The sequence below is a fragment of the Amphritea pacifica genome (assembly GCF_016924145.1).
Taxonomy (GTDB): Bacteria; Pseudomonadota; Gammaproteobacteria; order Pseudomonadales; family Balneatricaceae; genus Amphritea; species Amphritea pacifica.
On sequence record NZ_JAFFZO010000028.1, the window covers coordinates 55,871 to 67,884 of the forward strand.

Consider the following 12,014-nt stretch of genomic DNA (forward strand, 5'->3'; position numbering starts at 1 on the left):
GCAAAATCTCTCTATGGCTCGTAATACGTTTTGTAGGAGGCGCGCCCTCGCGGCGATTGAAACAACAACAAAAACTACCGTACTTGTCACTTATGATGGAGCTGCATCTTGCAGCGATTTAACAAGCAGTGGCTAGACGCTCGCAAAAAACGCGAGAGCAGCTAGAACGGAAACTTCGTTTCCTGCTAGACGCTAGAAAAAGATATAACCCGCACTCGGCCAAACCATCAGAAGCGTTTAATCTTGGTTTTTCCTCGCAAGCGGCGCAGTTGCTTGATATAAGCAGTACACACAGCGAGAACATTCTCGGTGGCTTCAGGGCTCCGTCGATTTAACCAGCGCTGCCAACATTTTTTGAATCTCATCCAACTCTTTTCGCCAGTCACAGCCTCTCTCTGTGTGAATGTAACCAATCCTCTGACCGATATAGACCTGCGTTTTCAGTTCTGCCAGCGAACCTTTGGCATAATAGAGAAATTGCCGTTTCTCTTTTAATGACCCACGCTCAAAGCCTTCCGCGATATTACTGGGTATCGACAAGCTGCTTCGCGTTATCTGATCTCTAAAGCCAAAATCCCGGCAGCGGGAAAGTACGGTATACACCTCACAACTCAACCGACAAGCACGCTTCCATACATCCAGGTCTTCATAACTCATAACAAAATCCTTTTCGTCGTTTATGAAAATTAGTCTAGTTCAAAAAAAACGCAGTTCACAATGGCAGTCCCATTCGGGAATAAGTGGTTAGACGTCGCTTCGCGACTTTCTAGTGGTTAGATGCGACTGCGTCGCTTGCTAGAAAAAACGAAGATCAAGAGCATAGTTCTGGTGTTCGCGCGGACTAAAATGCTTTTTCTAGCAGGAGCCGAAGGCTCCGTCCTAACCACTAGCAAGTGCGAAGCACGTCTAGCTACTTAAGCCCCCCGGCGCTATAATATCCGACTATTTTTTCTGCCCTAATTCAAGCGTTGAGAGCACGGTTATTTAATGGATACCACTTACCAGCCACACGAGATCGAGAAATCCTGGTACAAAATCTGGGAAGAGAAAGGTTACTTTAGCCCCTCCGGTGAAGGCGAGGCCTACAGCATTATGATCCCGCCGCCGAATGTCACCGGCAGCCTGCATATGGGTCATGCTTTCCAGCACACCATTATGGATGCGCTGATCCGTTATCAGCGGATGAAGGGTAAAAACACCCTGTGGCAGGTCGGTACTGACCATGCCGGTATCGCCACCCAGATGGTGGTTGAACGTAAGCTGGCCGCCGAAGAGCAGAAAACCCGCCACGATCTCGGCCGCGATGCCTTTATCGAGAAGATCTGGGAGTGGAAAGGTGAATCCGGTGGCATGATCACCAACCAGATGCGCCGTCTGGGTGACTCGGTTGACTGGCCAAGCGAGCGTTTCACCATGGATTCCGGCTTCTACAACGCCGTGCAGGAGGTGTTTATCCGCCTCTATGACGAAGGCCTGATCTACCGTGGCAAACGTCTGGTCAACTGGGACCCGAAACTGCATACCGCGATCTCCGATCTGGAAGTGGAAAACCGCGAAGTCAAAGGCAAGATGTGGTATCTGCGCTACCCGCTGGCGGATGGTGTAAAAACTGCTGCCGGAGATGACTATCTGGTGGTCGGTACCACCCGTCCGGAAACTATGCTGGGGGATACCGGTGTCGCCGTTAATCCGGATGATGAGCGTTATAAAGACCTGATCGGCAAAGAGATCATTCTGCCGCTGGTTAACCGCCGCATCCCCATTGTCGGCGATGAACACGCCGATATGGAGAAAGGTTCCGGTTGTGTGAAGATCACCCCGGCCCACGACTTCAACGATAATGAAGTGGGTAAGCGCTGCAACCTGCCGATGATCAACATCCTCACCCTCAACGGCGATATCCGCAATGAGGCCGAGACCTTCAACACCGATGGCAGTGAAAACCACGAGATCGACAAAACCCTGCCGGAAAAATACCGTGGCATGGAGCGCTTCGCTGCCCGTCGCGAGATCGTTGCCGATATGGATGCCGCCGGTCTGCTGGTGAAGATCGAAGAGAACGATATGACTATCCCCTACGGTGACCGTGGCGGTGTAGTGATCGAACCGATGCTCACCGATCAGTGGTTTGCCGATGCCAAAACCCTCTCCGGCCCTGCCGTTGAAGCGGTTAAGAACGGCGATATCAAGTTCGTACCGAAGCAGTACGAAAACATGTTCTTCGCCTGGATGCGGGATATTCAGGACTGGTGTATCTCCCGTCAGCTGTGGTGGGGCCACCGGATTCCGGCGTTCTACGACAATGAAGGCAATGTCTACGTCGCCAAAGATGCCGATGCCGCGCGGGAAAAATATGGTCTGGACCTGCAAACCGAACTGCGTCAGGACGATGACGTACTGGACACCTGGTTCAGCTCCGGTCTGTGGACCTTCGGCACCCTGGGCTGGCCGGAAAACACCCAGCGTCTGCAAACGTTCCACCCCACCGATGTGCTGGTGACCGGTTTCGATATCATCTTCTTCTGGGTTGCCCGGATGATGATGATGACCATGCACCTGATCAAAGATGAGGACGACAAGCCGCAGGTACCATTCAAAACCGTTTACGTCACCGGTCTGATCCGCGATGAAAACGGCGACAAGATGTCCAAGTCCAAGGGCAACGTACTCGACCCGCTGGATATGATTGATGGCATCAGCCTGCCAGAGTTGCTGGAAAAACGTACCGGCAACATGATGCAGCCACAACTGGCGGAGAAGATCGCCGCACGCACCGAAAAGCAGTTTCCGGAAGGGATCGCCGCCCACGGCACCGACGCCCTGCGTTTCACCCTGGCCGCTCTGGCCTCCACCGGCCGTGATATCAACTGGGATGTGAAGCGACTGGAAGGTTACCGTAACTTCTGCAATAAGATCTGGAACGCTGCCCGTTATGTGCAGATGAACACCGAAGGTGAAGACTGTGGACAACTCTCCGCAGAGAGCGAAGTAGAGCTGTCGCTGGCCGACCGCTGGATCGCCAGCGAACTGCAGAAAGTCGAAGCCGAAGTGACCAAACATCTGGACGAATACCGTTTCGATCTGGCCTCACAGACGCTGTATGACTTCATCTGGAACGAATATTGTGGCTGGTATCTGGAGCTGTCCAAGCCGGTATTGTGGGATGACAACGCCTCTGCAGCAGCCAAGCGTGGCACCCGCCGCACTCTGGTACGGGTGCTGGAGGTGATTCTGCGACTGACTCACCCGATCATGCCCTACATCACCGAAGAGATCTGGCAGTCAATCAAAGAGCTGGCCGGTGTCGAGGGCGACACCATCATGCTGCAACCCTTCCCGGTTGCCAATGAAGCCCGCCATGATGCCGCCGCCGAAGCCGATATCAACTGGCTGAAAGGCGTTATCACCGGCGTCCGTAACATCCGCGGCGAGATGGGTATCTCACCCGCCAAAGGACTGGATATCCTGATCAAAAACGGCAGCGCCGACGATAAAACCCGTCTCGAAGCCAACAAAGCATTCCTCGCCAAACTCGCCTCACTGGCCTCCGTCACCTGGCTCAACCCGGGCGATGAAGAGCCGATGTCAGCGGTACAACTGGTTGGCGATATGCAGGTCCTGGTACCGATGGCCGGCCTGATCGACAAAGACGCCGAACTGGCCCGTCTGAAGAAAGAGATGGACAAGCTGGAGAAAGAAGCCGGACGCCTGGAAGGCAAACTGAACAATGAAAAGTTTGTCGCTAATGCGCCGGAGGCGGTTGTTGCTAAAGAGCGCGAGAAGCTGGCGGAGTATAAGGCGTCGTTGAGGCAGCTTAGTGAGCAGTACGGGAAGATCGAGGCGCTTTAGCAACAGTGGCTAGAACGTCGCTTCGCTCCTCGCTAGACGCGGCTCCGCCGCTTGCTAGAAGTTAGAAAAAGCAAAAAGCCCGGCAGTGATGCCGGGCTTTTTTGGTTCTGGGCAACTGCGATAGATGACACTGCTGTGGGAGGCGCGCCCCCGCGGCGATTGAGTTGCCCTCTGGGTACTCACAGCGATTGGCTTCAACATTTCAACACAAGCTTTTTCTCTGTGAACTCCGTGTCCTTTGTGATGATAATTTTTAAGTTTTACCGCAGTTCCCAAGGGGCATGCTAAGGACACAGGGAGCACCGAGGGAATGACAGGAACAGACTGGTTTCATATAGAAGATGAGTTAATCATGTTTATCATTTGGATAATAACTCTGCCACCTTTTCCCTGGAGAAGCTGGCGGAGTATAAGGCATCTCTGGGGCAGTTGAAAGAACAGGCGGCTAAGATAGAGGCGCTTTAGCAACAGTGGCTAGAACGTCGCTTCGCGACTCGCTAGACGCGGCTCCGCCGCTTGCTAGTTGCTAGAAAAAGCAAAAAGCCCGGCAGTGATGCCGGGCTTTTTTGGTTCTGGGCAACTGCGATAGATGACACTGCTGTGGGAGGCGCGCCCCCGCGGCGATTGATCTCGCCCCTCCCCCTCACAGCGTTAAACGATGTTGCTCTTTGTGAAGTTAATACTGGTAGCATTTACTGTTTATACCACAGTACCCGGAGGGCATACTAAGGACACAGAGAGCACCGAGGAAAAGCACCGGTTGTAAATAAATCTGTCCCCTTTTTCCCTGCTGTTCTTAATAGAGATTGAAGTTCTTGTTGAGCGACGGACTTACCGTTGATAAATTGAACATCCACGAGTTGACTGGCCTGAACGATTGCCAGGGCATCATTGGCATCAGTCTTCTGCGTTTGGCGGATATTCGAAACGAGCTTGGCAGAAATCAGCTTAGCGTCATGACCTTGTTGCTCAGCGGTCTGTTTCCAGTAATTGGAGGTAGCACATGCCTCAAAGACAATGGTCATAGGGGTTGAGTTAGCTAACCATTCCTTAAACTGACAGGGTGTCATCTCTTTATTTGAGAGCACGGTATTGCGTTTAACAACGCAAATCTGAAAGACCTTTTTTGCCAAATCAACGCCAGCAATGGTAATGTTCATATCACGGACTCCAGTTGGTTGTGTGAGAACTGTCAGCGTACCTCGGTTCCTGTTCAGGGGCGAGGGGAGTCCAATTATCTCGAAAAAGCAAAAAGCCCGGCAGTGATGCTGGGCTTTTTTTCGTTATGGGTAACTGCGATAGATGAGACTGCTGTGGGAGGCGCGCCCCCGCGGCGATTGAGTTGCCCTCTGGGTACTCACAGCGATTGGCTTCAACATTTCAACACAAGCTTTTTCTCTGTGAACTCCGTGTCCTCTGTGATGATAATTTTTAAGTTTTACCGCAGTTCCCAAGGGGCATGCTAAGGACACAGGGAGCACCGAGGGAATGACAGGAACAGACTGGTTTCATATAGAAGATGAGTTAATCATGTTTATCATTTGGATAATAACTCTGCCACCTAGATCTCGAAAATCAAATATGACTCTGCACTATCGCATCAAAATTGAAGCTATCTTATCTTCCCCTCGAATATAAAGAGGATTAGATAGTTTCATTTTCGAGATTACACTCTCTAGTGAATCGCCATCGACTTCTGTTGCTAACTCAAGTTCATGCTTCCACTTATTACAACCTTCTTTGTCTTCTATTTGGCAATAATAAGACATTATAAAAAAGGAGGAATATTTAAAACCTCTTTCAAATGATTTTTTATAGAATACTATGCTTTCTTCCAGGTCTTTTGAGTTATTAGCTGTCATCATTATAGAGAACCCCTCCCAAAAATAGCCTATCCTATCATCTGGAGCTATAGTCCTTATAATGTGTTTTGCTTCAACCCATTTTTGCTCATTATCATTAGTTAAATAACTCATAACAAGCTCTCTTCCGGCATCCTCATAGCCCTTTTCATAGGATTTTAAAAAGAATACATTAGCTTTCATGTTATCCACTTTCTTAAGGCATATACCAGCAAAGTAAAGAGTAACTGCATAAGCATTATCATCTGTAGCTCTTTTTATATAGTCATCACAGCGACTAGCCTCTACATGGACAGAAAAAAACATCAAACAAAAAGTAACAAAATATCTCATTTCCGAAAGTGCCTATCTACATCATTTTTTAGCCCATTAGGGACTGAAGAATACCTACAATATACATGAGCAATACATGCAGTATTCATTAGACTATCAACCGACTTTAGCCGGATTTACTGTTTCATTTCCGAATCGTTCAAAAGCAGGTTTGATTATCTTCCTGGCAATATTTGAAAATATATCTGCCCCCTTTTCTCTATCGTTTGGAAAATAAATCTGTTCCCATTTCTCAAGGTACCTCGCGGCGATTGAATTGCGCCGTTACTGTCCCCTTTTCTGCTGTTAAGTTTTACCACAGAGGACACAGAGAGCACCGAGGAAAAGCACCGGTTGTAAATAAATCTGTCCCCTTTTCGTCACCTTTTTCAATAACTAAAGCTCCCTATTAAAACCCTCATTAAATGGATCATTTCTTTCAATATAAGATAGCTCCCTCTTAGGAGTGAAAGGATTACCCAATATGCTCTCTTCACCAAAAATTTGGCTGAGTACGGATAAAGACTTTTCGCTAAGTTCCTGCGTAAATAGCAAAGTTAAACTATGCTTTGCTCGAGAGCAGCTTACATAAAACAAGTTTCGATTTCGTTCGAATGTATCCTGTTTTCCTGCTGGATATCCATCCGCCATCCACTCTAGCATTTGATTCCAGTTGTAATGGTTCCAACCTCGCCCAAAGACAACTAACACATTATCAAACTGAGCTCCCTTAACGCCATGCTTTGTAGAGAAAGGAGTCTTTGAATCAATGTACTCGGCTAGATTCCGAACCTCTGTGTAATCAACACTTCTCAAAGCACGAAGCTTTTCAATGAATTTTGTATCGTCCTCTAACCACTCATCAGTACTCTTTTGCGCAAGCTCCGCGAAGCGTACCAATGCCTGCTCTAACTTAGAGGGCAACCGTGGTGTTTTTGTCGTCATCAACAGATCTAAAACATCTCCGATTGAAGAATTTTGCGTCGATTCAAGAAGCTTACCCAAATTGACCAACCAAGCCTTTTTATCTGCTTGGCGCTTCAAGTGTGGATGATTTTTATTGTTTAATTGGAGTAACTCTCCATATTTTCGATCATTGAAAGCTGAAACTACTGGCTCTATCACCTCAAGAAAGAACTGTATAAATTTGTCATTCTTTTTCAAATAGTCATCGGGATATTGAAAACATGAAGCAAGACTATTAAAGCTCTGTTCACTAGCTATTAAATTATTTGTAAGGAACAAAACCTTGGTTCTTTCAGGAGACAAAGCTAAACCTTCTTGTGCCAACAGTTCTCTAGTTTTTTCTATATGAGCTTTTACATCGTCCTCAGGTAGATCCCCTTTCCAATGCCCTCCCGTCCTCCTTTCGCCATCCCACTCATTAGAATGAAAGATTTTTATCTCTCCGGCAGAATCAGGATCAGCTTCCGCCTGTGGTAATTCGGGCCTCATACGATTTAAGCAGCCGACGATATTTTTATCAGACCGGAAGTTAGCTTGCTTACCGATTTCAATTATTTTTTTTCTTGGCTTGTGATTAGGCCACAAGCGGATGAACCATAGATTTTCTGCCAGTGATCGCCAAAAAGTCCGACTACAACACCGGAGTCATTATCAATGAGATTAGTAACGATACTTGCGGAGAGTTGAGCGTCCGTATCCTGATATTCGTCGATTAATATTATTGGAAACTCATTCCTAACAAGTTTTTGGAACTTAGAATTTGTCAGCATACGAGCCATAAGAGCAACCACATCATCATGATGTAAAGTAACCTCATGCTCTGTGATATTAGGAAAACCAAGGTCATATTTAACTGGTTGATCAGTAATACCGCCAAATTCTTCAACCCTTTTTGCCCATTTATCGCTGAGTTCGGGTATATATTCTTTCAGCTTGTTCTGAAAAGTATGCAAAATACTCCAGCAGAAAGCATGAATCGTATCAGCAGCAATTACTGGGTGATGATCAGTGCGGTTTTCGATTTCTTCTTTAGCAACATTTGTATATGTTATGCACGCTATACGTTGCCTATTTCGCAGCAACTCTTCCGCTCGGCTTGATATCAAATAACTTATCGTTTCGATTAGTGAATATGTTTTTCCAGCCCCAGCGCCCGCTTCAAGCCGGAAGCAAAGGTTTTCATCTATACATTTTCTGAGCTTTTTAAGAGCATCTATTGATGCTTGTTCCGCTGGGCTTAACTGAGTCATTGTTGCACCTCCTCGACCACAGCCTCCTCTGATAGCCACTCCAATCCTTCTGCTATGTATTTAGGGACAATCCATTCTGTTTTATCTACGGAATATTCGATTGCAAAGTTTGCCTTACTTCTAGCACCAACATTTTTGGCCTGTTGAAAAACTTCTTTTTCTAACGATACGCCACTTAGATCTCGCAATTCGAAAAGAGCTGGATTGGCCATGATAAATGCATCTTCAAAGCTACGGCCACATAAAGAATCATCTCTGTCTGAGACTTGAAACGCTATTCTTCGACATCCATCGACTTTAAGGCTTTCATCTTTGCCAAGAATTTCACCGAGCTCTGCATATCCTTCAATGCCATACCAGCCGGAAAGCCCAACGTTACTGCTTTTTAAGCCTTCGGAAACTATTGAAGAGGAGTTGTGAGTTCCATTTACAGAATCTAAGTCAGTTATAAATAACGTTTTAAGCTCAAGGAAATCAATAAACTTGTAAAAGTGATGAGCATAAGCACCACCAACTTCTACAACAGACATATACTTACTTCTCAAACCACAATTCTTTTCCTTATCTACCTTCCGAATCATCTCTGGCAAGAGAATTCTTTCAGTGGCCCCTTCGATAAGTATTGCCCTATCAGCAAAATATAGATCGCACTTTGTAAGCGTAAGATATTTATGTAAAAATTCTTTATCCGCCTTTACCTCTTCTCCCTTGAACTCCGCACCTAAGTCTTTGACTTTGGTCTGTTTATTATCTTTTGATAAAAAATATCTAACTTTACTGAAATCTGCCTCATTAGCGATGTTAGAAGAATGAGTGCTAACAACAAACTGAACTGGCCATGACTTTCCATCATTTAGCTGAAGTTGAAATTCACTTACAATTTCCTCAAGCTGCCTAATAAACACTTCTTGCATTTGAGGGTGTAAGTGAGCTTCAGGCTCTTCAATAAAAATTAAGTGACCTTTTGGTGGCACTGATTGAGACTGGAATTCACGAAAGAATTCATAGATCCTAAATAAGATAAAAATTAGATTTCGAATTCCTAAACCATTGTAGGTTTCAGGTAAAATGAAATGATCCTCACCCTGGTAAAAGATCCTTGTATGACTTTCTAGAAGGGATTTAACGTTAAGCTCGGTAGCCGCCGTTAGCTCATTGTCACCTAAACCTGGATAGCCAAATATGGCCAGCTTGGGCAAGAGTTCTTTAACTTTATCCTGAAAATCTGTATCTACCGTATTCTGAAGAGCTTCAACAACTTGATTGACTTCTTCTGCTTTAGCCTTAAATGCGTCTGGTGCACCTACACTATTCGAACTATTGAATAGCTTCCCCAATGATTTACCTAGAACATCCCTTTCACTATGCGATTCATCATCTAAGCCTCTTTGCGCATTAATCAGACCAGAAATAACCAGTCTTTTTAAGGCTGAAAGCTCAACTCTTACTTTATTTTCCAGATTGGTTGGTTCGATCGCATATACAGCCACTTCGAAGTATTTGCTAATGCGATCCCTTAAATCAGAGAAGTACTTCCGACGATTTCCAGTATCCAGAGAATGGAAAAAATCTTTGATCATTCCATCTCGTAGTTGATAGGAGATTAATACTTTTGTTTCGTATAACTCATCATCTAGATCGACAATAAAATCACTCAACACACCATATTCATCTGCGTTATCTTGATAGTTTAGTAATAACTCTAACTCAATGGTCGGAATCAAGGGACGAATTGCTACTTCATCATCCTCTGCTTTAAACACATTCAACGCATTTTCAAATTCTTGAAGACACGCTTGATTAAAGTCCTCATAACGTATTTTTGGAGCATTAGACGATATGAAACTTCGAAATACTTCAGCGAGTGATGTTTTACCAGTATTGTTGCGTCCAACAATTAAGGTCGTGCTGCCGTCTAGGCTCAGACTGACATCTTTTAGAAGTCTAAAGTTTTTTACTCTAGCATGAACAATTTTCATTAATCATCCTTGTTACGCTAACTTATTATCAATTGAAAGTTGGGTCAGAGTAAAATTAATCACGCTAACTCCGTTTCACTCTCTGATTGCACACCGCTTTCTCAGGTTCATCCAGACCTGCGATCTCTTTATCCAACAAAATATTCAACATCAATTTCCACATACCCGATCCCGCTCTTGAACATCTGAAGCCTTGCGGGTACGCAGTGCTTTAACAGTAAGGATTGAGCATTGCTGTCTTTGCTCTGCACTTTCATCTATCGGTTGAGAACGACAGACTTTGGCGACCACCGGCTGGTAGCTGACGGCGGCATTGCAGTAGAGGCGTTTGTAGTTTGAATAAAGGGCTGCTCTGATGGGCTTCTGTTGCAGGGTCTGGCAGGTTTCATGGAAGAACTGACTGGCAGCTTCGGTGCAGGCGGAGTATTCAAGCAGTTTATTTTTCTGAGGCAGGCAGACAGTGTTGGGGCGAAGCCGCCACATCTGGTATTGAAAACTCACCGGCTGGTCGTGGTAGTCCACATTAACCGATTCAAGCTCAACCCCCATCCCTTCACGCATCGGCTTCAAAATAGCGTAGGCCAGTTTCTCGTTAAACTGTACATAGCTATCAATCAACGGGTTAGCTGAGACGGACTGCGGTATAAACAGGCAGCTTATCAGGCTAAGCAAACAATGCTGACGCAATAAATAAGCAGTGTCATGTTTTTTTGAACGATGAACCGCGAGCCACAAACAGCGATTCTTTAGAGAGGTATCCATGTTGCATCCATTTTAGCGAGACGCGCAGCGTCTCATTCCCTGGGCCGTCCAGACCAACAACGCTGCGCATAGCAACATGGTAACGGTTGTTATTGTTTAATCTACCTGCCCGTTGGGCTTTCCACAACATCTGAAGATTGATCGGGTGTTGGGGCTATTTTGCTTTCAACGTTTTCAGACCTCTTCTTTTCGGGTTCCCGTATGCAGATTACATAAGTATTCGATACGGTATCGTGCCAGCCACGGCCGGTTTTACCCAGAAATGAAAACGGTTCGAATGGGACTATCCGGAGGAAAGTTCGGCCCAGGATCTGGCCGAAAGCGGGAGGGAGCCCTGTTTCGCTTACTATGCGGGTCCCTGTTACTAGTTTGCCAATAGTGACCCCAAAAAAACCTTCAAAAATAAGGTAATAGATCACCATAACGGTGACCCCAAAGAGGTAATCGGGTATCGAATCAATGTAATCAAGACCGGCATTACCAAAGAGCAACATTGCGGCAACCCCAATCAGAAAGCCAAAGACAACCTGCATTAGAATAATGTCGATGAGGTAATTTAAAAATCGCCGCATTTTGCTGGCAGCAACAGGGATAGTTTCTTCAGCAGGGAGTGTCAGATCTGACTGAGGAGCTGCATAAGGGCTTTGAACTGTTTCCATATTATATCCATTTCAACAAGACGCCATGCGCCTTCGATCCTTGGGTCTTCATGACCAACTGCATGATTGCCGCTGCAATCTGGTAACAAACGAATAGTTATAGACTGAATTTACTCCCACACTGAACTCCGCTCAACCCCGAAAGCCCACAAAACCACTACCCACCTCCCAAAACGGGGATGGTCTTTTGCTTTTGCTTTTCGAGCAGCGGCTGCTCTCCTATCGGCACGAGGTACCCAGAGGGCATGCTAGTGTAGTGTTGCATTCTGTTTAGAGCTTAAGCGACTGTTGGCACGAATAACTTTTTCCAAAATGTCTCGGGCACTTTTAGTCCAAATAAATGGCTTCGGATTGCTGTTATGATGGGCAATGTAT

Annotated in this window: 8 protein-coding genes and 1 pseudogene; 1 reads left to right on the top strand and 8 read right to left on the bottom strand. The window is 46.0% G+C overall.

Annotated elements, in window-relative coordinates:
- Positions 1–315: 315 nt before the first annotated feature.
- Positions 316–657, bottom strand: a complete 342-nt coding sequence (locus JW499_RS16080) for a four helix bundle protein (RefSeq protein ID WP_205211537.1) — start codon at positions 655–657, stop codon at positions 316–318.
- A 330-nt stretch (positions 658–987) separates the two neighbouring features.
- Here JW499_RS16080 and JW499_RS16085 point away from each other — a divergent pair, with 330 nt between their 5' ends.
- On the top strand, positions 988–3,849 hold the full coding sequence (locus JW499_RS16085; protein ID WP_205211538.1) for a valine--tRNA ligase: 2,862 nt from the start codon (positions 988–990) through the stop codon (positions 3,847–3,849).
- Positions 3,850–4,643: 794 nt separating this feature from the next.
- Here JW499_RS16085 and JW499_RS16090 read toward each other — a convergent pair.
- From JW499_RS16090 to JW499_RS16120, 7 genes and pseudogenes are all read right to left on the bottom strand, one after another.
- Positions 4,644–5,009 (bottom strand): annotated as a pseudogene (locus JW499_RS16090) (IS110 family transposase); the annotation flags it as partial.
- 432 nt (positions 5,010–5,441) lie between these two features.
- Positions 5,442–6,044 (bottom strand): hypothetical protein, encoded by a 603-nt coding sequence (locus JW499_RS16095; protein WP_205211540.1) that lies wholly within the window; start codon positions 6,042–6,044, stop codon positions 5,442–5,444.
- Positions 6,045–6,419: 375 nt separating this feature from the next.
- On the bottom strand, positions 6,420–7,574 hold the full coding sequence (locus JW499_RS16100; protein WP_205211541.1) for a 3'-5' exonuclease: 1,155 nt from the start codon (positions 7,572–7,574) through the stop codon (positions 6,420–6,422).
- On the bottom strand, positions 7,541–8,239 hold the full coding sequence (locus JW499_RS16105) for a UvrD-helicase domain-containing protein (RefSeq protein WP_205211542.1): 699 nt from the start codon (positions 8,237–8,239) through the stop codon (positions 7,541–7,543). The genes JW499_RS16100 and JW499_RS16105 overlap by 34 nt, the downstream gene beginning before the upstream one ends.
- Positions 8,236–10,218, bottom strand: a complete 1,983-nt coding sequence (locus tag JW499_RS16110) for an ATP-dependent nuclease (RefSeq protein ID WP_205211543.1) — start codon at positions 10,216–10,218, stop codon at positions 8,236–8,238. The genes JW499_RS16105 and JW499_RS16110 overlap by 4 nt, the downstream gene beginning before the upstream one ends.
- Before the next feature lie 150 nt (positions 10,219–10,368).
- On the bottom strand, positions 10,369–10,836 hold the full coding sequence (locus JW499_RS16115) for a hypothetical protein (protein WP_205211544.1): 468 nt from the start codon (positions 10,834–10,836) through the stop codon (positions 10,369–10,371).
- A gap of 245 nt (positions 10,837–11,081) precedes the next feature.
- Positions 11,082–11,639: an RDD family protein gene (locus JW499_RS16120; protein WP_205211545.1), complete on the bottom strand. Its 558-nt coding sequence runs from the start codon at positions 11,637–11,639 to the stop codon at positions 11,082–11,084.
- Between the last annotated feature and the right edge of the window lie 375 nt (positions 11,640–12,014).

What these genes read in the sequence shown, in the direction of transcription:
- JW499_RS16080 (WP_205211537.1), bottom strand. Translation starts at nt 657, where the DNA reads ATGAGTTATGAAGACCTGGATGTATGGAAGCGTGCTTGTCGGTTGAGT.
- JW499_RS16085 (WP_205211538.1), top strand. Translation starts at nt 988, where the DNA reads ATGGATACCACTTACCAGCCACACGAGATCGAGAAATCCTGGTACAAA.
- JW499_RS16095 (WP_205211540.1), bottom strand. Translation starts at nt 6,044, where the DNA reads ATGAGATATTTTGTTACTTTTTGTTTGATGTTTTTTTCTGTCCATGTA.
- JW499_RS16105 (WP_205211542.1), bottom strand. Translation starts at nt 8,239, where the DNA reads ATGACTCAGTTAAGCCCAGCGGAACAAGCATCAATAGATGCTCTTAAA.
- JW499_RS16110 (WP_205211543.1), bottom strand. Translation starts at nt 10,218, where the DNA reads ATGAAAATTGTTCATGCTAGAGTAAAAAACTTTAGACTTCTAAAAGAT.
- JW499_RS16120 (WP_205211545.1), bottom strand. Translation starts at nt 11,639, where the DNA reads ATGGAAACAGTTCAAAGCCCTTATGCAGCTCCTCAGTCAGATCTGACA.